The organism is Herbaspirillum aquaticum (genome assembly GCF_002213425.1).
Lineage (GTDB): Bacteria > Pseudomonadota > Gammaproteobacteria > Burkholderiales > Burkholderiaceae_D > Herbaspirillum > Herbaspirillum aquaticum.
The window spans coordinates 1-24,465 of sequence record NZ_NJGV01000033.1 but is presented as its reverse complement, the minus strand read 5'-3'; the positions used below and the strand labels follow the sequence as shown (position 1 = coordinate 24,465).

The following is a 24,465-nucleotide window of genomic DNA, read 5'->3' as shown; positions in this document are numbered from 1 at the left end:
TGTAGTGACCTGCATTTGAAACCGGCCCGACCAGCATTCCAGCCGATTCTCGGCCAGGAATAACTGCAACTGACGGCCACCTCAAACCAGCTTTAGGTGCAAATGAACGTGCATTTATCCGCACCGACCTGCATTCCATCGCTGCGAACCAGGATTATCTGCAACTGACCAGGATGGTCAGCACGGCGATAGTGTTGGCCTGGATTTCGTCTAGCACCCCCAGCCAGTGGGTGATGACGCGCTTGACGCTCGCCGCCGCCTGGGTGTCACGCCATACCGTTAAGATGCGCTGGTAGCTGACCAGATCGGCCCGCTGCACGCAATAGGCGGTCGTCATCTGGGTTGCTTCAATGTCGGTGAATGTTCCAGGCGTGCTGCTGGCCTGTTCCAGTAGTCCGACTTGAGCGGCCGTGTCACTCTGGATGCCACGCAGGTGTTCGATGATGAGCGGCAATCCAGTCGGATTTGGCCAAGCAAGGATTGGGATTTCCTCGGTCGTGCCGCTGCCGTTTGCAATCCTTAAAACATCGTGGACATCCGCTCCGACCAAGTCCGCCGTCGGAATGCTCGTATGCGTCCACGGAAACAGGTCCTGCTTCTGTGCTATCAGCATGCGCAACTCATGCTTAAATCCCTGCTCCAAGCCAGCAAGCGGGGACTTCTGGTTGTCGGCCTCGACCATTTTCCAAATTCGCTCGATGTGGTCTTCCTGCTCAGCATCAGGGAACAGGCTGATGTTCCATGCCAGACAGCAGCTCATAGTCGCCTTCTTCCGCGCCTCCAGTTCTTTAATGAAGAGGACGTGAGGCAACATAAAGGACGAAAAACAGGTAGCGACTGTAAATTGTTTGAATTTCATAGGCGGGTCAAATTGGTAGGCCAGCGGCCAGCATTCGGTCGCGTAGCTCCGCTGTACGGGCCGGTTCGAGTTTGTTGTTGAACAGCGCACGAATTTCAGTAGGCTTCGCGTCAAACTGTTCGACCATATCCTTCAGCCTGTAGCCGTGGCGGGTCAAGGTCGGCTCCAGATCATCCAGTTGGCGCGACAGCACGGTTTCCACCAGCGCAGCCGTGACGGGCTTCTCGCCAGTCTGATAGCCCGCTTCCAGAGCCAAAGTCAGATGTAGCTGGACTTGCAGCGGCGTGCGCAGCTTGGTGGAAAGGATATCGATTGCCTCGCCATCGAAAATCGACTCGGGATCGGTGTTCGGGGCCGCGCTCGCGCCAAGCAGCCACAAGATGTACTCGCGTTGGCTGCCGACGACGCCATCGAGTGTGAAGATGTCGGTCCGGTAGCCGATTTCCTCCATAGTCGGGCGGCGTAGGTCGTTACGTAGCTTCGGATGGCCGGCCAGGATTACCGATAACCGCCCGCCTGCGTCCTCGACCACTTCCATCAGACGCTTGAGACCAATGAGAGTGTGGCCGTTCAAGTCGTGCGCCTCGTCGACAAATAGTGCCACAGGCCGCTTACCCTTCCTGACGATTTCCTGCAGTTCCCGCTCGCGCTTTTCGCTCTGCTTGGGAATTTGCACCTGCTTATCCTGAGAAAGGTCGTAGTAGAGCGTGGAGATCAGGGTGGCCAGCTTGATGCTGTGCTTTTCCACGGACAGCGACTTGGCGACGGCCACGCGGTTCTCGTCTTTCAGAATCTGCTGGAGGCGGCGCAGCGTGACCGTCTTGCCGCTGCCAACCACACCGCACAGGGCGATCAGCCGCCCCTCAAGAACCGCGCCCTTGATGTCCTTGATCAGCTGCTTGTGGTGGTCGGTTTCGTAGTAGCCCGCCTGACTCAGTGGTTGCGTTAGCCCGTAGTACTGCATCACTTCAACTCGCATGGTCCTCTCCAGTCTTCTTGCTTCGGAAATACTCTCGTATGCGCGCGAGAACGACGCTCCGTGTCAGCGTTTCGCTCAGCACCTGCTCGATGACTGCGCGATCCTCCTGCGACAGCTTGGCCAGCGGCCTTGCCAGCTCGTCCGCAATCGCAAGCTTGGCGGCGATGACATTCGCAAAGTGGAATTCGTGTGCATCGGCGTCGAAGAGCTGGAGTGGCAATTCGCCTGGTAGATTCAGTGGTGCCAAGTGCAGCTCCTTGCCGGCCAGTGCCTCGATCGGGAGATTGATCTGGTCGGCCAGGGTGCGGATGCGGTCGGCGCGTGCTTCGACCGCGCCACGCTTGAAGGCGCGGTAGCGGTTCAACGGAATCGGCCCGGCGACCGGATAGTACGGGCCGGTGCGCATGCCTTCATACTCGACGTAGAGTTCACTGTCGAACAGTCCCCACAGGAGCAGCACATATTCGCCGGCCATATCCGGCTCGACTTCGTAACTGGTGCCCTCGACCGACACGCGCGCATCGACACCCACCCGGCGCCGCTCCGGCTCACGGGCGAAGCGGCAGTACTGCTCCCATGTGCACATTTCCCGAATGCCATCGGGCGGGAAGTTGGCCAGCCAGTCCTCAATGCGCGAATGCTGTTCTGAGCGATGATCCTGACGAATGTAGCGCATCAGGTAGCGCAGGAGCCATTCGTTGGCCTGTTGCTCGGTTTCGGGTCTGTGAAAGTGGTAAAGCGTCTCATGGGCTTCCTTCACCGTCCGGAACGGCCGCTCGACTTTCCCCTTGGAGCGCGCCGTAACCCGCTCTCCGTCCTTGCCGGCGGGGATATGGGTCATCCACTCGATGCCCAGCGCACGCATAACATTCTGGAACACGCGGCTCTTCACGACCGGGCCGTTATCCAGGTAGATCATTAGCGGCCGACCCTGGAACGGATATTCGGGGTCCGTCTTCGGTGCCATTGCATTGAACAGGAAGCGCAGTGCTGATTCCGCGTCTTCCCCGTAGACGCAGCGGTACTCCTGGTAGGCCACGCCGCTGCGGTCATCCACTACGCTGTACAGCATCAGTGTCGGTTCACCCTTGCCAGGTTCGATCCAGTCTGGCTTGTCGATTCGCTTGAGGTCGGACGGCGACATATCGAACTGCCAGCAGTTGTTGCTGTGCTCGGCCTGGAAGCGAACCGCTGGCGGTTGCCGGCGCAGGCGCGGCTGGTCGAGGTGCCAAAGCGTTAGGTACTGGTTGACTGTGCTGCGCGTCAGCACGCCTTTCGGCGCGCGTACCAGTCCCTGCGCTGTCTCAACGCCATATTCCTCCAGCAACTCGATGGCGCGTTTCGTGGAGAGGTGACGGCCCTGCTTGTTGGTGGTGCGCAGCTTGAGGGCGGCGACCAGTTCGCAGTAGCGCTCCAGTTCCAATTTCGGCAGCACGCGTGGCTTGCCGTGATCGGCTCGGTGGACTACGCGCGGTTTCAAAAATTCCGTCAGGGCGCGATATACCGTCGAAGTGGAGATGCCGTAAAGCTCGGACATGGCCCGCACCTGGGCGGCGCGCTCCGAGCTTTTGTGCGGCAGACGGTCGAGCCGCTGCCGCAATTGCAGCAGCGATTCGACCGATATCTGCTTACGCCACCCGGCCACCATCACTGTCAGCCTTGTCGAGGTAGTTGTAGAGCGTGGATTTCGAAATCCCCATCATCTTGCAGATTTCCTCAACGGTATGGTTTCGCTCCCGGTGCAGCTTCAGGGCCAGCGCGAGCTTGGCCGGGTCAAGGCGCTTGGGCCGTCCACCCATGCGGCCGCGCGCACGCGCCGCGCGCAGCCCGGCCTGTGTGCGCTCGCGGATCAGATTGCGCTCGAACTCGGCCAGTGCGCCGAATAGGTGGAAGACCAGCTTGCCGCCGCTCGATGTGGTGTCGATGTTCTCTTGCAGGCTGCGCAGTCCGACTTTGGCGGCCTCCAGCCGCTCGACCAGCTCGATGAGGTTCTTGAGCGACCGCCCCAGCCGGTCCAGCCGCCAGATGACCACTGTGTCGCCGGCACGCAGCATGCTCATGAGGGTGGCCAGCCCAGTGCGGTCCGCCCTGGCACCGCTCACCATGTCCTCGAAAATCCGCTCGCAGCCAACCGCCTGCAACGCATCGCGCTGCAAGTCAAGGTTCTGGTCGTCGGTCGAGACGCGTGCGTAGCCGATCAGCATGGCGACTTGTCCAATTAAACACGAAAACTCAGTATAGCTGGACTTTGAATATTGGATAGGGATTGTGGAGTGTCGTTGCGCTTGAGTAGGTGGCCGCGCTGTCATTTTCAGATGTCGTTTTCAGAAGACGGCTGCACTGAACGTCAGAAGCCGACTGCACTATAGCAGCGGAGGGGTTAGATCCATCAGGCAACGACGGGCTGCTGCCGGCCAAGAGCGACCAACTGATGTGAGAACCCGAGCGGCAGTTTGAGGCTGAGAGCTGCCCCTCGTGCTGCGCGCTTGGATCGGCGGCTATCGACCGATAGCAGGCGTCTATATTTGGCATAGATAGCACAACTTATTTCCCTCACAGGCACCCGCGACCATGTCTCAAAAATGACATCAACGAGTCATCAGGGTGTCATATCACGACATTACCATCGCTGCAATTCAGATTCGTAATCAGGTCATCATTTTTGATTACGATTTCAAATCTACCGGAGGTGTCATGATCGAACTACAGAATGTCTCAGTCAGTTATGGTGATGCGATTGCACTGTATCCCACCACTCTCAAACTCCATCAGGGACAGTTCACCGTATTGCTCGGATCTTCCGGCGCTGGAAAATCCACGCTACTTCGCTGTATTAATTCGCTGCATGCGTCGCAGCGCGGCACCACCATTGTCGCCGGCTTAGGAAATTTGGCGAACTCGCGTGCATTGCGCATGCATCGCCGACAGACTGGCATGGTGTTTCAACAGCATCAATTGATTGGCCGACTGACGGCTTTGCAAAACGTTTCGATGGGCCGAATGGGCTACCACACGGCATTACGCAGTCTATTCCCCCTCCCGGCGAAGGATCAATCCATATGCCTGCAAAGTCTGGACCGAGTCGGCTTATTGCACAAAGCCTTAAGCCGTGTCGACGCATTGAGCGGCGGCCAGCAGCAACGCATCGGTATTGCCCGGGCTCTGGCTCAGCAACCTAAACTGGTGTTGGCTGATGAACCGGTAGCCAGCCTCGATCCTGCTACTGCAGAGCGAGTGCTAAGTCTGCTGCACCGCATTTGTAAAGAGGACGGGATTTCGGCGGTCGTCAGCCTGCATCAGGTAGACCTCGCTCAACGTTATGCCGACCGTATTATTGGCCTGTCCCATGGCCGAGTCATTTTTGATGCCGCCCCGCAGACTTTGGATCAAGCCAGTTACGACACGCTGTATGAACAAGTACCCCGTTCTTCTTTGAGCGTTCCACAAGACGCTCGAGAGGAACGGCTTATCGATACTTCATTTCCCATGCAACTTGCTACCGTAAAGGATTGATTATGAAAAAACTCGCATCCGCATTATTGTCTGTCTTGCTTGCCGCCGTCTGCAGCATTGGCCATGCATCATCCAATCCCGATCCAGAAACGCTCAAAGTTGCGCTGCTGCCGGACGAAAACGCATCGACCGTAATTAAAAACAACAAGCCGCTCGAAATCTATCTGGAAAAAGAGCTGGGAAAGAAAATTGAGCTGGTGGTTACCACTGATTACTCGTCAATGATCGAAGCCATGCGTCACGGCCGTATCGACATGGCATATTTTGGCCCCTTGTCGTATGTGCTGGCTAAGCAAAAGAGCGACATCGAGCCATTCGCAGCGATGAAGCAAAAGGGTAGCACTACCTACCAGTCCGTATTGATCGCCAATACTGGCGCCGGCATCGCCAAAATCAGTGATATCGTCAACAAGAATGTCGCTTACGGTGATAAGGCATCCACCTCCAGCCATTTGATTCCGAAGTCGATATTGGCGGAAAACGGTTTGAAAGCCGGCGAAAACTATCGCGAACACTTTGCCGGTTCGCATGACGCGGTGGCCATGGCCGTGCAAAACGGTCACGCGCAGGCTGGCGGCTTGAGTAAGCCGATTTTTGAATCCCTGGTTCAGCGCGGACTGGTCGATCCCAACAAAGTAAAAGTTCTTGCCGAATCGAAGCCATATCCGCAATACCCGTGGACCATGCGCAGCAATCTGAAGCCGGAACTGAAGGAAAAGATCCGTGCAGCCTTCTTGAATCTCAAAGATCCGGAAGTCCTGAAACCTTTCAAAGCCGATGGTTTCGGCCCGATCAGCGACAAAGACTATGACGTGGTGCGCAGCCTTGGCACACTGCTCAAGCTCGATCTGTCGAAGTTCTAAGTGAGCGACAGCATGCAAGCTGATTTTGGTTTGATTCTGGCCGAGCGCCAGCGCGTATGGAACCGCACGATACTGCAGTTTGCCGTTGTGCTGGCGATTGTGATCGGTTGCTGGTATTACGTCGGCCTATTTGATGCCGAGCGATTGAAGGATGGCATGCCAAGCCTGGTAAAAATTGCCGGCGAGATGTTCCCACCGAACTTCTCGCAGGCTGGCACCTGGGTCAAACCGGTACTGGATACCTTGGCCATGAGTATCGCCGGTACGGCAATCGCGGTATTGCTATCCATTCCCTTAGGAGTGCTCGCCGCGCGGAATACTAGCCCTCATCCACTCGTGTATCAAGCCACACGCGGCCTGTTAAACGCTTTGCGATCGATACCCGAACTGATCATGGGCATCCTGTTCGTGGCAGCCGTTGGCTTCGGCGCATTGCCGGGTGTTTTAGCCCTAGGCTTACATTCGGTTGGCATGATCGCCAAATTTTTTTCGGAATCGATCGAACATGCCGATCCGGCACCGGTAGAAGCCGCGCATGCAGCGGGCTGCACGCCATTGCAGGTGATTTTTCATGGGATCTTTCCCCAAGTGCTTCCGCAAATGGCCGATACCGCGATCTATCGATGGGAATACAACTTCCGTGCTTCGACCGTGATGGGCATGGTCGGCGCCGGTGGAATCGGGTTCGAGCTGATGGGCTCTCTGCGCATCATGCAATACCAGGATGTCTCGGCTATTTTGCTGGTTATTTTAGGCATGGTTACCCTCGTCGACGCCTTCAGCTCCTTCCTGCGTCGCAAGTTCAAATAACTCCCAAAGCTTACAAAGGTTTTTATGAAGCCCAAAGTCGTCCTCACCCACTGGGTGCACCCGGAAATCATCGAATTGTTGTCCGCTAGCGCCGATGTTATCCCCAACACCACACGGGAAACCTTGCCGCGTTCTGAGGTAATTGCGCGAGCCAAAGATGCGGATGCACTCATGGCTTTCATGCCGGACAGCATCGACAGCGCGTTTCTCGAGGAATGTCCAAAGCTGCGTGTCATCGGCGCCGCGCTTAAAGGCTATGATAACTTCGATGTCAACGCCTGCACACGCCACGGTGTATGGCTTACGATTGTGCCGGATTTGCTTACGATCCCGACCGCTGAACTGACTATCGGCCTTCTTCTCGGTTTGACAAGGCATATGCTGGAAGGCGATAGGCAAATCCGTAGCGGACACTTCCAAGGCTGGCGGCCGACACTATATGGCTCTGGTTTGACAGGAAAAACGCTTGGCATCATTGGTATGGGGGCGGTCGGCCGTGCAATCGCCCAGCGCTTGGCTGGCTTTGAAATGAATCTCTTGTATTGCGATCCGATTCCGCTCAATGCCGAACAAGAAAAGGCTTGGCACGTACAGCGCGTCACGCTCGATGAACTGCTCGAAAAATGTGATTATGTCGTGCCGATGGTTCCGATGGCCGCAGAGACACTGCATCTGATCGATGCCACCGCGTTGGCCAAGATGAAAACCGGTAGCTACCTGATCAATGCATGTCGCGGCTCGGTCGTGGATGAGAATGCGGTGATAGCAGCACTGGCGTCTGGAAAACTAGCTGGATATGCAGCCGATGTCTTCGAGATGGAAGAATGGATACGCGCTGATCGCCCGCAGGCTATCCCCAAGGCGCTGCTCGACAATACGGCACAAACGTTTTTTACGCCGCATTTGGGATCGGCGGTCAAGGAAGTTCGGCTTGAAATCGAGCGGCAGGCAGCGATGAACATCATCCAGGCACTCGCTGGTGAAAAACCGATGGGCGCGATTAATCAGCCGTATCCGGGAGTAAAGGCGGCGTGATAGATCTGGAGCGTGTGGCGACGTTCATTGCCGTCGTCAAATGCGGGGGCTTTCGCGAAGCGGCGAAGCAAACTGGATTGTCCCAGCCAACAGTAACGCAGCATATCAAGCGGCTGGAGCAGTCTTTGCAGGCCCGGCTGATTGACCGCGCAACAATGCCGCAAAGCCTGACATTGGAGGGAAAGATTTTTTTCCCCTATGCGGAACAATTGCTCCGTACTAGCCATAAGGCTACGGCAGCCCTCCACAATAAAAGCCTGGTCGTTGGTGCAAGCTCCAATATCGGCATTTATCTTTTACAACCCTATATCAAGGCGCTCCAAGATAAATTAGCAAACAAGATCGATGTGAGGATCGGCAAAAATATCGAGATTGCCGCTTTGCTGGAAACGCTTGAAGTGGATGTAGCGGTAATGGAGTGGTGGGACTCACGTCCTGGGTTCGTCTCAACAGTATGGCGGCGCGAGAGGATGGTTGTCATTGTTCGCCCCGGCCATCCTTGGGCTGCCGAGTCGACCATTCCACTTAAGTGGTTAAAATCCCAGATCTTGCTTGGAGGCGAAGCGGCTACCGGAACTGGGCGCCTACTACAACAATATGCCGGTGCCGACTCGGCAGAGTTCACAGTGGGTATGCAGTTAGGTAGCACCGAGGCGGTCAAACACGCGGTCCACGCAGGGCTAGGAATCTCGCTTGTGATGGAAAGCGCGGTCAAGCATGAACAGGCAAGCGGATGGTTACATGCAATTCCGATTGAAGAAGATGTTTACAAAGATCTTTATCTCGTACATCGCTCAGAAACTTCGTTAAGCGGTCCGGTGGCAAGCCTTGCAGATTTGATTCTCCATTCTCCGGATTTAGGCTCAATAGAATATAAATAGCAAAACGAATGTCTGCTTCTGGCCGAGAGCTGACCTTCTCTGCGCGCATCTCACTGACCGCAACCGCTGCACTGCCGGCGCTGGGCCAGAAATTCTGAGCGGCTCTTGAGGGTCGACACCGGTAATCGGATCGTTGCCGCACTGAACAGCGCCCCGTTCCAGGTCGCCTCCATTTATGCGGCTGAACCGAGGGAGAGCAGCTTTACGCCGTCTGGCCGCAGTTCGCCCTTGGGCGACACGTGCCGGTAGAGCGTCTGCCGGGTAATCCCGAGTTCTTCGCAGAGATCGCCCACCTTGGTTTCCGGTTGCCCCATGCTGGCCATCGCCAGGCGTAGCTTGGCGGCGGTCATCTTGAAGGGGCGCCCCCCTTTCCTGCCGCGAGCGCGCGCCGAGATAAGTCCAGCGACTGTTCGCTCGGAAATCAACTCACGCTCGAACTCGGCCAGCGCGGCAAAAATACCGAACACAAGCTTGCCGGCGGCAGTCGTCGTGTCGACCGCCGCACCGTGACCGGTCAGGACCTTCAGGCCCACGCTACGCGCAGTTAGGTCGTGCACGGTGTTGATCAGGTGGCGCAGATCACGGCCAAGCCGATCGAGCTTCCACACGATCAGCGTGTCCCCTTCACGAAGCGCCTTCAGGCAAGCAGCCAACCCTGGGCGATCATCGCGCCTGCCCGAGGCCAGATCCTCGTAAAGGTGCGCAAGGCTCACACCAGCGGCGATGAGCGCATCGCGTTGCAAATTGGTGGACTGGGATCCGTCCGCCTTCGATACCCGCATGTAGCCGATCAGCACCTTTTCACCCGTCACGTATACGTTCGATTATGTGACAGTGTGCACCGGAAAGTTCTGGTCGTCAAAATTTGTCACTTAACCCGTCATTCTGTCTAAGACATGCAAAGGGTCCATCAGCCTCGTAATGTGACAGAAATTCCGGGGGAATGCCTTCCTTTGCAAAGGTGGCGCGCAACTGTTCCAGGGAAGCGGGATCGCGCCGACCATAGGAAGCCAACGCGAACAGCGAGCGTGCCGTCTCGGGGTCGTGCCGGGCTTCAATGATCGCCTCACTGATAGCTTGGACCGCCCGTTGCCAGTGATTGACGGGTTCGGGCTTCGGCGGTTTCGCCGGCAGACCACTGGTGAACCCGGTTTGGGGCTCGGACGAGAACAGCTTTGCATGCTCGCCTGGCGGGCTGATATCCCTCAACTCGATCAAGCTGATTGCCGTTGCCGCCGCCTCCAGCATCTGCAACCGTATTGCCGGGTTCAGGGTTTCATACGGTCGCCACAGACTTTGCCCAGCACGCAGCGGATGCCCGCAGCCTTGCCAGACTTGGCGGAGATACCCCGCGTAGGTTCCGCACGCCGAAAGCGGGGTGTTCAGCTCATCGAGCAGCGTGCGTAGCAGTCGAAACCACAATCCAGCGTGGATGCGTCGGCACGGCAGTTCCACATGGCCGGTCGTCAGTGCCTGCCAGGTACGCCGGTCCATCACTGCAATCGCGTCGCTGGCGGTGCGCGACGCAGTGTCGGCGTTCTCCCAGCCGAGAAACCGCCCAGGCACGCCCCAATAGGATTCCAGCCAGCAGCCATGCAGCGGGCAGCTCAGCATCAGGGGCAGCTTCCATGCAAGCAGTTCGGCTTGGTTTGCCGGGTCGTTCAGACAGAGAGGACAGGCGCGATGTATCGGCTGGCTGGGCAGCCAGGCACGCCAGCTCGTGATGGATCGCGTCCTACGGCGGAGTTTCGGCAGCAGCACCGAGAGCTGGAACGCATAGGTTTCCAATGCGTCTGGAATCTGATCATCAAGGCTGTCCAGTAGCCAAGGCACCCAGCCGGCGAAACTCATGCAACGCAGCCGGTCCGGCTCGATGCCGCTCCGCTGGGAGAGCATCGCCAACAGCGCCAGTGGTGGCGCGGTATCCAGGTCATCAACCTGAGCGTGACCAAGATCGTGCTCCAGCAGCTCGGACACCTCCATGTGATAGCAAAGGGCCACGCGGTTGAGCCACGAAGACAAGGCTTCGCCTTCTCTGGGGGCCGGATGCAGTGGCCAGCGTGGCGCTGGCTTCACATCAGTTCCCGCTCGAATTGCCGCCGCCGCTCGCTGGGACCGGTGTAATCGGCCATGCTCAGCGTGCGATGGTTGATCGCTTCCTCGCCGCTCTCCACTGCGACGATGGCCGCCGCCATCAGCAAGTGCGCCAGTTCGCCGATGGTGCCCTCGCTGCGTGTGAGCAGGTAGCGGGCCATGTCCAGCGTGGCAATCGACGAGGGTCGCCGCAGTGGAAGCGAAGCGGCGAAACTGGCCAGCAGTGAGCAGCAATCGTGATTGGCCTCCCATACCGGCAGCATCATCGGCTCGAAGCGATTTTCCAACTGGTCATCGGAGCGGATGGCCAGGTAGGCGTCGCGCGTGCCGACCCCGACCAGTGGGATGCGCAGTTCATTGCCGAGGAAGCGCAGGAGATTGAGGAATTCCCGGCGATTGACGCTGTTACCGGCCAGGACGTTGTGCAACTCGTCGATCACCAGCATGCGCACGCCGACCTTGCGCAGCAGTGCCAGCGCCAGTTGTTCCATTTCTGGCAGCCGTGGGCGCGGTCGCAATGGCGCACCCATCGCCGCGAGCAGCGCGACGTAGAAGCGGATTACCGACGGTTCGGATGGCATCTGCACGACCAGTACCGGAATGTGCTCCTGGTCGGCATCGGCTCTGGCCGGATGCGTGCGCCGGAACTTCTCGACGATCATCGACTTGCCGTTGTTGGTCGGGCCGACCAGCAGCAGGTTGGGCATGCGTTGCTTGTTTGGCCACGTATACAGGATTTCCAGCCGGTTCAGCGCCTCGACTGCTCGCGGATAGCCGATCCAGCGGTCGGCGCGAAGGCGATGGATGCGTTCGTCCGCCGGGAGACGGGCCAAGCCCTGGGCCGCCGGCAGCAGGTGGGACAAGTCGATGATGGGATATTCTTCCACGGCTACCACTCCTCAATCTGGTCGAACGGTTTGGCCGGCGGCTGGTTGTCTGCCTGCTGCCCATCCATGTCAGCGCCCGGTGGTGGCGTGGTTTTGACAGGCGTTGCCGTTGCCTTGAGATGCTGGCGTCGATCCGCGTCGCGCCGCGCCTTGCGCGTAGCCTTCTGCGCGGTGGTAACGATTTCGCGCATCTGGCCGATCATGCGGAACAACGCCGACTCATCCACCTGTTCGCGCCCTTGCTGCCGCAATTTCGCCAGCGCCTGTCGTTGTTCCCAGAGGGTGACAGCCGGGTGCGACAAGGTACGGTAGGGAATTTCCAGGTAGTGCTGCCCCTCTGGTTCCAGCACCCATATGCGGCTGATGTCGCGCGGGTCGCGCCGGATCAGGAACGCAGGCAAGCGGTCCCGCCGAGCTATCCACGGCTTGAGCGCATCGGCGTAGTAGTGGATGTGGTCGATGACGAAGCCGGTGCGGGTCAGCGTGCGGCGGATGATGGGCAGAAAATCGACCAGAAAAGCCGTAGCGCGAGTGATGACGGTTGGCACGCCGGTCCGCGTGATAGCTTCGGCCCAGCGCGCGGCCGGCGGTTGGAGCAGGCCGTTGTGCACGGAGCCGTGATAGGTGCCGACCGCCAATGTGAGCCAGCGCTCCAGCTCGCGCAGTGTCAGGGCGGCCATCTTCTCGGAGGCGTATTCCCCGCGCTGGTCAGGATTGGAGAAGGTCGTCCCCGGCAATTCGTCGTGGATCATCTGCATCGCCGTGCCGATGATCCGTTCCACGATACCGCCGTAGTGCGGCTGCCCGAGCGGGCGATAGTCCAACCGGATGCCATGCTGCTCGCAGCCACGGCGCAGCGCCTCGCTCTTGAACTCAGCCGCGTTGTCCAAGTAGAGCAGTCTGGGCTTGCCGCTCATCGGCCAATCCATCTCTACGTTCAACCCTTCCAACCAAGGGCGCTTGTCGCAGGCGGCATGCACCAAGCACAAGCCGACCGAGACGGCGGACGGGGCTTCCAGCGTAACGACCATGCCAACCACGCAGCGGGTGAATACGTCGATGGCGAGGGTCAGGTATGGACGGCCAATCGGTTGCCGGTCGCGCTCGTCCACCACGATCAGGTCGATGACTGTGTGGTCGATCTGCACCTGCTCCAGCGGCGCGGAGACGGGTGGCGGAACACCACCAACACCTTGCAGGTCGCGGGCGGCATCTTGTCCTTCCCGGCGGTGAGTGACCTCGCGCGGATCGAGGCCGGCGATCCGCAGAGCCACCGTGTTGCGCGCCGGCACCCGCAGCTTTTGCAGCTTGCACGCCCGCACAACTTCGCGGTGGAACGCCGCCAAGCTACGCTTCTGCTTGGTCAGGAAGCGCTTTTGCAGTAACTCGCGGATGATTCGTTCGACCGACTCCGGCAAGCGGCCTTTACCTTTGCCACCGCTCGACTGCCCAAGAGCCAAGTCAGTGACCAGCCCCGATCCTAGCCGGGCACGGCGGATCAGGACGTAGACCTGCCGCCGGGACAGCCCCAATGCCTGGGCTGCCGCGTCGGCCGCTTCATGCCCAACCGTCTCCGACTGCGCCAACGGCCCAATGATCTCCGCGCGACGACGCGCACGCTCCCATGCCTGTTCTGGCAGGGTGGCCACGCCGTGCTCGGTAATCGGTGCGGTATCGGTCGCCATGCTCATCTCGCTTTGGTGCACACGAGTATTGAGCATAGACGAGTTTCGTGCAGAGGAGTCCTGATATCTGGCTGTCAGGAGCCGTATGCACAAGAGGCTTCAAACCGCGCTGAATGGTGCAGTCGTCTTCTGGAAATGACACGCGCGCGGACCTCGAACGGGAGTCCATTAAACCCTCGTTTGTTGGACTCCCGTTCGTGCGATGCACTTGTAGGCTGACCAGACCGTAAGTCGCACGATGCTGCGGCAATTCACGATAAAGAAGCAACTCAATGTTGCGTTTTCACGCCTTGGTGGGGGCCGATGTGTTATTCCACCTGATCGATGTGGCTCTGGCTTATCTGCTTGCGCTTCCGATTGGCTGGGACCGCGAAGCCGCTACTCGGCGAGGCGCAAGCTTGCGTACATTGAGATAGCCCCGTGTTTTTCCATGCCAGATGATCGACCTCGATGCCGGCCAACTCGCTGCGCCGGAAACCGCCCAAGAAACCGACCTGTAGTAGCGCGTTTGACGTGAGCCTTCAACGTTGCCAGGCTAGCCAGTGCCACGACAATCTGCTCCAGGATCTCGTTTGGCAGAGCTATGGCCTTTTTTCTTAAGCCTCCCATGCATGCGTCATGCGATCCCGGCTAGGTTCTGGCGAACCATGGCACCGACGGCAGGATCGGTGAATCCCTGAAAAGCGGGTCAGTGCGACAACGCCGCCAGGGGCGGGACAAGCATGCGCGGGCTGAAACGGTCGGGCGAAATGCACTAGGTAGCGGATGACGACCGCTTCTGGACCGCAAAGTCGAGGCAGTTGGCGGTACACCGACGATGATTGAACAAACAAGAGCGGATCCAGTACTACTAGTATTCTCAACTGAACAACGTTCACGTTCTGATAATATGACCGAATCGTCTCGATCTTTGTTAAATAGTGCCCGCGCAAATGCGTTCACCGATGCTTGCATCACGAAAGCTTTGCGTTTAGGCAACGAATGAAATTGAAGAGAACGCGGTCTGCTACGACGTTCGATTAAAGTCCGATTTTTATTTGTTCTGTTGAATTTTAAGACTTCTATCGGACCGTGCTTTTGGTTCTGTCGGATCGGCAAAACGGAAGAAGGAAAATGTATCGATGAAAAGGTTCATGGCGTTTGTGGCAATCGCAGTGCTCGCAATACTGCCCGCAGTCGTCTTCCGTATGACCGGATGGCGCCCAAGCCCACTCCTGGATACGGCAGTATTTGGTGTCGCCGTCCTGTCGGCAGGTTTCATGCTGTCTTGGGGCGCGGAGGCTGCTGAAAAGCGCATTTCCAAAGGCCTGATCCTTGCTGCGGTCGCGCTGGTTACCGTCCTGCCGGAATACGCGGTTGACATGTACTACGCCTATCAGGCAGGCAAGGCCCCCGCGTCAAACTATGTGCACTATGCCGCTGCCAATATGACCGGCGCCAACCGTCTGCTGGTTGGCGTCGCCTGGCCTCTGATGGCACTCCTACACTGGGCGCGCACTAGGCAGAAGATGATCCCGCTCGCACAAGTGAACATGGTCGAGATCGGCTTTTTGCTGCTGGCCAGCATCTACGCCTTCGTGATCGTGCTGAAGAACCGCATACAGCTGTGGGACACCGTCGTTTTAATCGCCATCTTCTGCGCCTACCTGTGGCAGGCCGGCCGCATGCCGAAGGTGGGTTCCGAACTGGAAGAGGACGACGAGCCAGGCCCGGCCGCCGCGCTTGGAAACTTGCCACCTCGACAACAATGGGCCTGGATGGGCGGACTGGCTGCGGTGGCGGCGACGGTAATCCTCATCTCGGCCGAGCCTTTCGCTGAGTCGATCGTAGCGAGCGGCAGGCTTTTGCGTATCGACGAATTCCTGCTTATCCAGTGGCTCGCGCCCTTGGCCAGTGAAGCTCCCGCCGTCGTGATCGCGATCCTCTTCGTAACTTCAGGAAGGGCCGAAGGCGGGCTGGTAACCATGATCAGCGATAAGATCAATCAGTGGACCTTGTTAGTCGCGATGCTTCCACTGGCCATGACCATCGGTGCCGGACATGTGATCGACATGCCGCTCGACCCGCGCCAGCACGAGGAATTTTTCCTCACGGCCGCGCAGTCGATTTTCGGCGTTTCCTTGCTGCTGCGGCTGCGCTTTGGCGTGGCGTCAGCAGTGGTGCTATTTTCACTGTTCGCCGTCCAACTTGTAGTGGCATTCGTATTTCGCAATGAGGTCGCCCGAGCCATCGACTCCCTTACCATACTGGCCTGGGTATACTTGGCGGCAGCGACTGTCGTCTTTGTCAGGCAGGCACCGGAGGCACTGCGCAATCTCGGCCAGCTCCGGTCGGCCATGGCTGCTCGCCAACTACCTGATGTCGCCAAGGCTAAGGTAGGCGAACACACTTCCAAGGGGACCTGAGCTTGGCCACGACCGATGAAGACGATGGCGACTTGACAGACATGTTGGGCGAGCTGCGGGTTCTGCTTCCCAGTGCCCAGCTACTGTCTGCTTTCCTGATTACTGTGCCTTTTGCGCCCGGGTTTGCTAGCGCAGTAGCGGTTGAGAAGCACGTGTTTCTGGCGACCTTCGTGCTTTCCGTTACCGCACTGGTGCTCTTCAGCCGCCGGCAGTACAGCATCGGCTTATCCGTCCCTTATCCAACCGGACGCAATTCAAACGCATCGCAACCCGGCAGATCATCGCCGGAGCCGGCTCTCTGTCGCTGGCATTGGTACTTGCCACGCAACTGGTACTTTCGGTCGTGCTCGGCCATACCATGGCAAACGTGGTCGCCGGGTTCGTCGGCACCCTTCTCTTGGCACTTTGGTGGGTACTGCCCAAATTATGGCGTGCGAGCGGACATCTTTAATGCCGGATACATCGGAGTGGCTAAACGACGACTTTGCCGCATTGACTACAAAATTTAGCCCCGGGCTGCAGGTTAGCTCCGCATTGGGTACACGCCAACGCGGTCAGCGAAGTGCCGCACTGCTGGCAAAATTTTGCTCCCGGTGCATTTAGCGCCCGACAGTTGGGACATCCGATTGCATTGCTCGGAGGGGGAGGCGGAGCATTGCCATAACCTCCACCGGGTGGCACTCCATAACCACCGCCATGATGTCCATCATCGTGATGTCCACCGCCGTGACGGCCTCCGCCACCATGATGGCCGCTCAGTAGTCGATCAAAAATGCCCATTTTCATTTCTCCTTTGTCTGCAACGTTGCTCTGGAGTTAAGATGCTAATCTACAGTCCCGCAGGTAATGTACTACAGACATGCAAGGTTCCTGGTTTGAGCACGTTGTAATACCACATGATCGTCGTTGTCCTGATCATACTACTCGTCCGGCATGACATGCATGACATCAACGGAAACCTTGATCGACACAGCTAATAGGGCAACGACGTCAAGAGCTTCTGCATCTCCCGGTATTCGTCGGAGACTTTCTGAATTGCAAACTGATAGCGGACTGCAGTGTCGGCAAACGCGGCACGTTCTATGTCCATGTCCACGGTATTATTGTCCACGCTCCCTTGGGATGGGACACGATACAGAACCGGGAACGGATCGTTTGGATGTACGTTGCGAGACACTTGACCGTTGTGAAGTTGTGATTCGGTCTGCGTCATTGCCTGACTCAAAGCAGACCTGAAGTCGAGGTCGCGTGCCTTGTAATTTGGCGTATCGGCATTGGCAATGTTAGAAGCAATTAGTTCTAGCCTTTTTTCAAAAATGCCAAGCGACTTTTCCCAGAAGAGGTCACTATCCGCTCCGTTTGCTTTTCCGACTTCCATAGTCCACCTTCAATGTGCCAGACATCCGTAGGATAACAGTGCCTCAAGAATGTAAAAGCTTGATAAGAAGCGCTTTTTTTGTGGTTTGCTACCGATCAAAGGACGCATGACCGTCGCATCACGCATCTTTGATGCCTATTGCCGGGCGCCCGCTTGTGCAAAAAGCCACGTTTGTAGGTCGGTGCCGAAGATGAGCAGACGCGGGCTCTGCTTCAACTCATATGAACTAGCGTCCAAGCAAAGGCACCCTCATTCGTTCGTGCGGTCCAGCTCATGCACAATGACGCTCTGATGGCCCTTGACCTCGGCCATCCACTTCGCCTGTTGGACGGCTTGAGTCGCATCCGAATACCCTTGGCTCCATCGCCAGTCAATAGATCCCCTAGAAAAATTGATGTCCTTGGCCGCCATCTGCCAGTCGTTTCCTGGATAGATCAGGCGCACGATATGCATGGTGGTTTCGGGCACGAGAAGTGGCAGTACCGCTGAGCTTAGGTCCCGCTGCGATGACTGAGGCAGCATCTCATAGACTCGTTGAAGCATGCACTGCAAGTCATGCGCGCGCCGATACTCCGCGATATGGCGTGTGGACCGGGAGGAGAACATGATGTCTTTTTGCCGGGTATAAACTTCGTCAAGTGTGCTCGGTTCCGGTCCTTGGGCGCGCCATAGATCGACCATGAAACATAAGGTATCGACGGGCGGCTGGTCATTCAATATAGTTTCGAGCGGCGTGTTGGAGTACAGCCCACCGTCCCAGTACAGCTGGCCATCAATGCGCACAGGCGGGAATGCGGGGGGTAAGGCGCCGCTGGCAAGGATATGATCGGCTGTCAGTGTCTGGCTAGTATTGTCGAAACTGGCTAGTTCACCGTTGGTTATCCTCAACGCATTGACGGTCAAGCGCATGGCGTCAGTGCGGTTCAAGTGGTTAAAATCCACCAAACGCTTGAGTGTAGCTGCCAACGCGGACGTTTCATATAAACTCGCTTGCTCAGGCACCACCGGCATGCCTGCGCCAAACAGGCTCAACAATCGGGGAGAGAAAAAACCTGGAACTCCCTGCGCGATGACGCCAATAGTTGACATGCGAACATGCAGCTGGCGAGCCGCATCACTCATACTCTGCATATTCACACCTTCCGCCTGCGACACATGCAGCCAGAATTGCTTCAGTCGCTCCAGCCGCTGTGAAGGCGCATTGCCTGCGATTAGCGCGCCATTGATGGCTCCGATGGACGTACCGACAACCCAGTCGGGACACAAGCCATGTTCATCGAGCGCCTGATACACGCCTGCCTGATAGGCTCCCAACGCGCCGCCACCTTGCAACACGAGTGCAATGCGCTTATTCGGGCGTCGCGGCGTTCCAACAGGGGTAAGTCTTGAAGTCATGGGCGCAGTTGATTCAGAGGAGAAAACGAAGCCATCATTGAACAATAAGCAGGTGAACAAACTACGCGTTGTTCTTGGCCGGACCGCGGTATCGCATCATACGACACTCGAACAGGCAAACCTGTTCGGTGAGCGCCCGCTGAGCTCATTCAAGATTCGGCCCATCAGGTTGCCCATTTAGATCAGGCGACGGAATTTGAGCAGCGTCATCGCATCTGGCATGGACTTACAGCTGAACAACATCGGTTCGGAGAAATTGTGAACACATTGGACATACCAGTTCGCGCCTTCATCGCCTTCACCAGACAAACCGAACCCCTGCTAGGCGGTGAGAAATGCTCAACATCTGCGCCAGACTAATCGGCGGACGACCACGACCATCTTCGTTTCGGGTAGTGCAGCAGCTGGTTGCTAAGAATGCCGGCCACAGTGTTTTCGCTTCATTTCCTGCGGGCAAACGTTCGGGCCGCCCGAGCCTCTACTTTCTGGCGAACTCAACGCCAAACAGCTCGTAACTTCACAATGATTGCGCGAAAATGCGACGTGCTATTGTCACAGCATCGGGTTGGGGCGGCGCGAACTCAGCAGTAGACGATTGGTTCCTGAGAAACCTCCTTAGATTAGCTGTCAAACTACCAACGCTCTAAACGCGCTGTTCGCGGGCATGTTTTGTGCAGGCGGCAGCGCACTTCTCGCACGCTGTCTTGCATGCCGCACAGTGCGCATGTTTATCCGCGTGCTTCGCGCACGCATTTGCGCACATGGTGCAAATATGAGCACAAAGAGCGCAAAAGTCGCCATGGTGTTCTGATCCTCGTGCCAAGGCATTCATCGTTGCAGCGCAAATATCTGCGCAATCGAGATTGATTAGCGCGCAGTTCGCACCACCGCCCTCACGAATGTCGGCTGCTGCGCAAGCTTGAGATGCATGAATTGCTTCTTCGCAGGCTTCAATGCAGGCTTGAAGGCTTTTGTCATGTGTAGTCGTAGTTTGCATAGTAATCTCCCAGACATTTCAGTTAAGCCAAGTGTTTTGGCGCGTTTGGATCATAGCCCGCAAGCGCCTATTTTGCGCGCAGCATTGGTTGTTTCCACCTGGATTCATAAAAGTGCGCGGCATATTGCTGACCTGATCGGCATGAAACCGCTTCGCAAAAGTACCGCACCACGAACGGAAGGCTTGCAACGAAGCACTAAAGTTTCGCGGCTCGCTGTTCATCTGGCTTGACACGACGATGAGCTGGCATGGCCAGCCGAGCGGCAAGCGAGGGCGCAGCCAGACGTTCAGCGACTAGGCGGTCCAGTTCAGCCTGAGCATCAAGTGCTTGTTCAATTTGCCCCTGTGTCAGGCCATGGGCATGACACAAAGCCTGTGGCGCCTGGCTGGCCTCGACTGGCCGGTGCCTGACTACATACAGCACGGTCAGCCGGCGGCAAAAGACCTTTCAGGTAGCCATCGGCGCTGTACCGACCACGACAGGCTTGCATCTGCTGGTGGACAGCACGGGCATCAAGATGCTGGGCGAAGGCGAATGGAAGACGAAAAAGCACGGCCCGGAGTATCGTCGCCGATGGTGCAAGGTGCACCTAGGGAAGCGCTGAACAATTCACTTTCTCGCGCGAAAGTAAGCCTTTTCGCTGACTGGGTCTCGCGCGCTGCGATTTTCTGATCGAAGCGGCTTTTGGATGCCTCGAATCGGCCGTTTCGGCTGAATTTCTGGTCGGTTTCCGACCTCAGGACGCAACTTGGCTCTGCACGGTCCCAAGGAATCGACGTGCCAGGACCAGGTTGGCAAAACCGAACAGTGTGAACAGCTGGGCGTTGTTCTTCGCCAGACCGCGATAGCGCGTCTTGCGATGCTTGAACAGGCACTTCACGACATGAAAACAATGCTCGACTTTCGCGCGCACGCTGGCCTTGGCTTTCTCCAGCTTTTCCGTCGCGCGTCCCAACGAATTCTTCTTGAGCGTTTTGCGCACGCTCGGGCGCATCGCAACGTGCCAGTCGATGGCTTTGTCCGCGTTCTCCGCGCGTTTGCCCACGCCCTGATAGCCTGCGTCGCCCAGCACGGCCTTTTCACCGCCGTGCAGCAGCGCATGAGTCTGGGTCACGTCGGCCACATTGCCAGCCGTGCCGACCACCGAGTGCACCAATCCAGTGGCCATATCCACGCCCACGTGCGCCTTCATGCCAAAGTGCCAGTCGTTCCCCTTTTTCGACTGGTGCATTTCGGAGTCACGTTCTTTGTCCCGATTCTTCGTCGACGGCGGCGCTGCGATCAAGGTCGCGTCCACGATCGTTCCCTCCCGCATGACCAGGCCTTTGCTGGCCAGGTGCACGTTGATTTCATCGAAGATCCGGCGCGTCAGGTTGTGCTTCTCCAGCAGCCGACGAAACTTCAGCAGCGTTGTCGCATCCGGCGCCGACTCGTGTGTCAAATCAATGCCAACAAATCCCCGAATCGACTGGCTGTCGTAGATCGCATCTTCGATGCCTTCGTCCGACAGACCGAAACACTGCTGGGCAATGTACATGCGCAGCATGCGCTCCAGGCCCATCGGCGGACGGCCGCGGCCATCGCCCTTCGGGTAATACGGCAGCAGCGCCGCCACCAGCGCGGGCCACGGCGTGGCGGCTTCAATCTCGGCCAGGAAGCGCTCGCGTCGCGTCAACTTCTTCTTGCTGGCGAACTCGGCGTCGGAAAAGCTGGTTTGCTTCATCGGGTAGGTCAGAATGATCGGATACGACATTGTGCCAGCTGGGCGTACCGCCGGGGGAACCCGGCGATTAAATCAGCGGTTCCCTAGGTGTCCAGGCCGCCAAGCTCGAGATTCTGGGCCGGACGAATTGGAAGAAATGGAGGGGCTACCACCAACGTAGCCTTGTCGAAACGAAGATGCTTCGCTTCAAGCTTCTGGGCGAACGCGTCATAGCACGTGACTTCGACCGTGAATTTGCCGAACTGCAGGTGCGCGTGGCTGTGCTGAACCGCTTTACTCGGCTGGGCACCCGAATTACGGCTCCAGTGTTATAAAACGAACTACAAATAGCGTCAGCTCAAACTTCGCTCGATTTACTTAGCAAAGCCGAAACAAACTGTAAAGCTCGCTTCCGCACTGGGCCAATTTCAGGTGACAAACCGGCAAGATAATTGCCGTTCACTAAAAGGTATAATCACGTTCGATTTCGCCAAGTTAAGTCTTGGCATGTTGGAGTTGAAATCAAAGGAAATCCAAATAAAATTCGCTGCCATGCCACGCAAGGTCTTTGATCACTTACCAACGAGCATTACGCGATTTCTTCTGGCTACTTACGGCACCGAAATAGACACGCCTGCAGCGGTTATGCCTCAACGGGGCTCACGACAGCAGTTGGATGTTGACGCGTTGAGACGGCACGCTCAACGCGGACCGTTTATGGAGGTAAGCTGACATGACGAGGCAGTTAGAAACCATCGGTCCTGTACTGTTAGTGCGGGGCGCCGGTGAACATCAGTGTAGCCTTTCCGCCATCGTTATCACCTTAGATAACCTCAATCCCCCAGTTCTGGTCCCAGACGAAGGGCGCATCATCACGCCGGTGGCGTTGCATTCGCAATTCGGCCGGACGATATGGCGATACGACTTCGATCTACCAGCGCGCGAAAACGCTACCTACCGCTTGGGAAATGCCGTTTTTCCAGTACAGGCAAACTTTTCAAGCGATGTGCGTATTGCCTATGTATCTTGCAATGGGCAGGAGCACGCCGACGCAGATCGGCCACTTGCCGAGCGCAACGCGATGTGGCGGCGCTTGGCAGAAGAGCACGCGTCTACGCCCTTCAGCCTCCTATTGCAGGGTGGCGATCAGCTCTATGCCGACGAAGTCCTTCAGTCCCATCCGGCCCTCGCGCGATGGGCCGCGAATGGGAAGACGCAGAAGTCACAGCAGTCGTTCAACGCCGACATGAGCAACGCTGCGGAAAGTCACTACTTCAACCGCTATCTGACGCTTCTATCTCAGCCAGATATCGCCTATGTGAGTGCCAGAGTGCCTTCGCTTATGATGTGGGATGACCATGATATTTTTGATGGCTGGGGAAGTATTTCGGAAACGCTCCTCGATAGCCAAATCGGTCGCGGCCTATTTAACGTGGCGCGGCGCATGTTCATGCTTTTCCAGGGCGGCGCAACCGTTGAAATGCCTACCATCGGTGAGAGTAAGAGCGAACTTCTCACCCTCACCCAAGTCGTCCGTTTCCCTCGGTTCTCAGTGGTCGCACCCGACCTTCGCTCGGAGCGACGGCCGGCGCGAGTTATGGGACCAGTCGGCTGGGCCGCATTTGAGCGGGCGCTCTTGCTGACCAAGCGTGGCGACCGGATTCTGCTCATGTCAAGCGTGCCGGTCCTCGGTCCGCGGCTAAGCTGGGTCGAGAAATTTTTGGACTTGCTGCCCGGTGTCCAGAAATATGAGGATGACATGCTGGATCAATGGCAGAGCCGATCACACCGTGGGGAATGGCGACGAATGCTGGAGGCGCTGCAACTGCGCGCGGTCGAAGGCTGCAATGAAGTCACAGTCCTCTCGGGCGAGATACATCTAGCCACGCGCGGCGAGATGGCGTTCACGGACGGAACGATCATGCACCAGCTGGTTGCATCGGGAATCGCGCATCCGCCGCCGCCGAAGTTGTACGCCCGCGCGCTCGGATACCTCGCGATGATGGGTGAAAGCGTCTTACCTGGCCAGCCGGTCCGCCTGAAGCCCCTACCTGGCCACAAACATATCTACGCAGCCGAGCGTAACTATCTCGTCATGATGCGACGTAACGATAAGTGGTCTGCCGAGTGGGATCTGGAAGTGAGCGGGCGTACACCTGCAATGTCTCTGGAGGGACGCCATGACTGAGCGAATTATTGGTTTTATTGAGCCTCATGGGTTGTCGGTAGTTGTAACGACGAGTTTGAGACCGCGCGCACCCTCATTCAGCATCCTTTTTCGACCCCGGGGGAGATGATGACGCGGTAGCTCATCGCGACTTTGCGTGCTTTGCAGCTAGGCGAGCGCCCATCTGGTCAACGGGAACGGCCCGGGCTGGATCGGCTATCAACGCATCGTATGCCGGTCCGACCTAGTGGTTCGGCCAGTTTTTTCAACAGCCCGATCACGCGCCAAGAGCGTACGCAGACCGTCGCGTATGACGTCGCTTCTCGTCGCGTACTAACCAGTCCGCACCTTGGACTTCACTACGTCCGCCATGGCCAGCGGCAGGGTGATACGCAGTTGCTGAGTTTTTCGCATAATAGTCTCCGATTACGTGATGGATTTAATACTACTCGAATCATCCCCAAGAGCATAGATAGCCTAGTCTGGGCCGGGTCGGGGAGGTCCAATCCATAAAGGTAGGTGTCTTGGCCTGCGCGCGCGCCAATAGCTATCTCGGTCGCGATGCCGGCCGTTCGCCGTCCAGAAAATCACTCCACCGAACTCGTCGCATCGACCATGACTCTCGATGAGTTGGTAGAACATTTTTTCAGTTGCAGTTAATTCCGGTTTGCCCCGATGGAATGCAGGTCGGCGTGGGTAAATGCACGCTCATTTGCAGCTAACGCTGGTTTGAGGAGGCGTTCAGTCACAGTTATTCCTGGTCGAGAATCGGCCCGAATGCAGGTCCGGTCTTTTTCAAACGCAGGTCACTACA

The 24,465-nt window shown here is 57.4% G+C and carries 20 protein-coding genes and 4 pseudogenes; 10 read left to right on the top strand and 14 right to left on the bottom strand.

Going from position 1 to position 24,465, the window contains the following annotated elements; genetic code table 11:
* Positions 1 to 154: 154 nt before the first annotated feature.
* Genes CEJ45_RS23700 through CEJ45_RS23685 form a run of 4 tightly spaced genes read right to left on the bottom strand, consistent with a single transcriptional unit; the run spans position 155 to position 4,042 of the window.
* Positions 155 to 859, bottom strand: a complete 705-nt coding sequence (locus tag CEJ45_RS23700; protein ID WP_088757445.1) for a hypothetical protein — start codon at positions 857 to 859, stop codon at positions 155 to 157.
* Between the two features lie 7 nt (positions 860 to 866).
* Positions 867 to 1,838, bottom strand: a complete 972-nt coding sequence (locus CEJ45_RS23695) for an ExeA family protein (protein ID WP_088757444.1) — start codon at positions 1,836 to 1,838, stop codon at positions 867 to 869.
* Positions 1,828 to 3,486 (bottom strand): DDE-type integrase/transposase/recombinase, encoded by a 1,659-nt coding sequence (locus CEJ45_RS23690; protein ID WP_088757443.1) that lies wholly within the window; start codon positions 3,484 to 3,486, stop codon positions 1,828 to 1,830. The genes CEJ45_RS23695 and CEJ45_RS23690 overlap by 11 nt, the downstream gene beginning before the upstream one ends.
* Complete coding sequence (locus CEJ45_RS23685; RefSeq protein ID WP_088757442.1) at positions 3,467 to 4,042, bottom strand: recombinase family protein; 576 nt, start codon at positions 4,040 to 4,042, stop codon at positions 3,467 to 3,469. Before CEJ45_RS23685 ends, CEJ45_RS23690 begins: the two co-directional genes overlap by 20 nt.
* Before the next feature lie 490 nt (positions 4,043 to 4,532).
* Here CEJ45_RS23685 and phnC point away from each other — a divergent pair, with 490 nt between their 5' ends.
* The 5 genes from phnC to CEJ45_RS23655 are packed head-to-tail and all read left to right on the top strand — an operon-like array spanning position 4,533 to position 8,940.
* Positions 4,533 to 5,351, top strand: coding sequence for a phosphonate ABC transporter ATP-binding protein (phnC, locus tag CEJ45_RS23675; protein ID WP_020200553.1), 819 nt, complete (start codon positions 4,533 to 4,535; stop codon positions 5,349 to 5,351).
* A gap of 2 nt (positions 5,352 to 5,353) precedes the next feature.
* Positions 5,354 to 6,214 (top strand): phosphate/phosphite/phosphonate ABC transporter substrate-binding protein, encoded by an 861-nt coding sequence (gene phnD, locus CEJ45_RS23670; protein WP_088757440.1) that lies wholly within the window; start codon positions 5,354 to 5,356, stop codon positions 6,212 to 6,214.
* Between the two features lie 12 nt (positions 6,215 to 6,226).
* Positions 6,227 to 7,024 carry a phosphonate ABC transporter, permease protein PhnE gene (gene phnE / locus CEJ45_RS23665; RefSeq protein ID WP_009238668.1) on the top strand — a complete coding sequence of 266 codons (798 nt, stop codon included), beginning with the start codon at positions 6,227 to 6,229 and terminating at the stop codon, positions 7,022 to 7,024.
* Between the two features lie 24 nt (positions 7,025 to 7,048).
* Positions 7,049 to 8,059 carry a phosphonate dehydrogenase gene (locus tag CEJ45_RS23660; RefSeq protein WP_009238667.1) on the top strand — a complete coding sequence of 337 codons (1,011 nt, stop codon included), beginning with the start codon at positions 7,049 to 7,051 and terminating at the stop codon, positions 8,057 to 8,059.
* Complete coding sequence (locus CEJ45_RS23655; RefSeq protein WP_080324167.1) at positions 8,056 to 8,940, top strand: LysR family transcriptional regulator; 885 nt, start codon at positions 8,056 to 8,058, stop codon at positions 8,938 to 8,940. The genes CEJ45_RS23660 and CEJ45_RS23655 overlap by 4 nt, the downstream gene beginning before the upstream one ends.
* 173 nt (positions 8,941 to 9,113) lie before the next feature.
* Here the strand turns inward: CEJ45_RS23655 and CEJ45_RS23650 are convergent, their stop codons facing one another.
* The 4 genes from CEJ45_RS23650 to CEJ45_RS23635 form a co-directional block, all read right to left on the bottom strand.
* Positions 9,114 to 9,722, bottom strand: a complete 609-nt coding sequence (locus CEJ45_RS23650; protein ID WP_152960984.1) for a recombinase family protein — start codon at positions 9,720 to 9,722, stop codon at positions 9,114 to 9,116.
* 76 nt (positions 9,723 to 9,798) lie between these two features.
* On the bottom strand, positions 9,799 to 11,016 hold the full coding sequence (locus CEJ45_RS23645; protein ID WP_038442277.1) for a TniQ family protein: 1,218 nt from the start codon (positions 11,014 to 11,016) through the stop codon (positions 9,799 to 9,801).
* The gene (locus CEJ45_RS23640) at positions 11,013 to 11,921 is read right to left on the bottom strand and encodes a TniB family NTP-binding protein (RefSeq protein ID WP_009687862.1); all 909 of its coding nucleotides are present in this window, start codon (positions 11,919 to 11,921) and stop codon (positions 11,013 to 11,015) included. Before CEJ45_RS23640 ends, CEJ45_RS23645 begins: the two co-directional genes overlap by 4 nt.
* A 2-nt stretch (positions 11,922 to 11,923) precedes the next feature.
* Positions 11,924 to 13,642: a Mu transposase C-terminal domain-containing protein gene (locus tag CEJ45_RS23635; RefSeq protein WP_011518541.1), complete on the bottom strand. Its 1,719-nt coding sequence runs from the start codon at positions 13,640 to 13,642 to the stop codon at positions 11,924 to 11,926.
* Positions 13,643 to 14,727: 1,085 nt separating this feature from the next.
* Between CEJ45_RS23635 and CEJ45_RS23625 the strand changes: the two genes are divergently transcribed.
* Together CEJ45_RS23625 and CEJ45_RS25400 are read left to right on the top strand one after the other, a co-directional pair.
* Positions 14,728 to 16,011: a sodium:proton exchanger gene (locus tag CEJ45_RS23625; RefSeq protein WP_088757439.1), complete on the top strand. Its 1,284-nt coding sequence runs from the start codon at positions 14,728 to 14,730 to the stop codon at positions 16,009 to 16,011.
* 2 nt (positions 16,012 to 16,013) lie between these two features.
* Positions 16,014 to 16,462, top strand: a pseudogene (locus tag CEJ45_RS25400) (DUF6328 family protein).
* Between the two features lie 20 nt (positions 16,463 to 16,482).
* On the opposite strand, the gene CEJ45_RS23615 reads toward CEJ45_RS25400, so the two are convergent.
* From CEJ45_RS23615 to CEJ45_RS25425, 4 genes are all read right to left on the bottom strand, one after another.
* Entirely contained in the window at positions 16,483 to 16,791 is a 309-nt protein-coding gene (locus tag CEJ45_RS23615) for a zinc-ribbon domain-containing protein (protein WP_088757448.1), read from the bottom strand.
* A 193-nt stretch (positions 16,792 to 16,984) separates the two neighbouring features.
* Positions 16,985 to 17,389 (bottom strand): flagellar basal body rod protein FlgB, encoded by a 405-nt coding sequence (gene flgB, locus CEJ45_RS23610; RefSeq protein WP_088757438.1) that lies wholly within the window; start codon positions 17,387 to 17,389, stop codon positions 16,985 to 16,987.
* A gap of 249 nt (positions 17,390 to 17,638) precedes the next feature.
* Positions 17,639 to 18,844 (bottom strand): patatin-like phospholipase family protein, encoded by a 1,206-nt coding sequence (locus CEJ45_RS23605; protein ID WP_241517418.1) that lies wholly within the window; start codon positions 18,842 to 18,844, stop codon positions 17,639 to 17,641.
* A 583-nt stretch (positions 18,845 to 19,427) separates the two neighbouring features.
* The gene (locus CEJ45_RS25425) at positions 19,428 to 19,781 is read right to left on the bottom strand and encodes a four-helix bundle copper-binding protein (RefSeq protein ID WP_479459599.1); all 354 of its coding nucleotides are present in this window, start codon (positions 19,779 to 19,781) and stop codon (positions 19,428 to 19,430) included.
* A 158-nt stretch (positions 19,782 to 19,939) separates the two neighbouring features.
* On the opposite strand from CEJ45_RS25425, the pseudogene CEJ45_RS23600 reads away from it, so the two are divergent.
* Positions 19,940 to 20,377, top strand: a pseudogene (locus tag CEJ45_RS23600) (IS5 family transposase); the annotation flags it as partial.
* 141 nt (positions 20,378 to 20,518) lie between these two features.
* On the opposite strand, the gene CEJ45_RS23595 reads toward CEJ45_RS23600, so the two are convergent.
* Positions 20,519 to 21,505: an IS5 family transposase gene (locus CEJ45_RS23595; RefSeq protein WP_141107050.1), complete on the bottom strand. Its 987-nt coding sequence runs from the start codon at positions 21,503 to 21,505 to the stop codon at positions 20,519 to 20,521.
* Positions 21,506 to 21,618: 113 nt separating this feature from the next.
* Here CEJ45_RS23595 and CEJ45_RS23590 point away from each other — a divergent pair.
* Positions 21,619 to 21,819 (top strand): annotated as a pseudogene (locus CEJ45_RS23590) (IS5/IS1182 family transposase); the annotation flags it as partial.
* A gap of 398 nt (positions 21,820 to 22,217) precedes the next feature.
* Positions 22,218 to 23,672, top strand: coding sequence for an alkaline phosphatase D family protein (locus CEJ45_RS23585; protein ID WP_241517417.1), 1,455 nt, complete (start codon positions 22,218 to 22,220; stop codon positions 23,670 to 23,672).
* 121 nt (positions 23,673 to 23,793) lie between these two features.
* Here CEJ45_RS23585 and CEJ45_RS25235 read toward each other — a convergent pair.
* Positions 23,794 to 24,065 (bottom strand): annotated as a pseudogene (locus CEJ45_RS25235) (ribbon-helix-helix domain-containing protein).
* Positions 24,066 to 24,465: the final 400 nt, after the last annotated feature.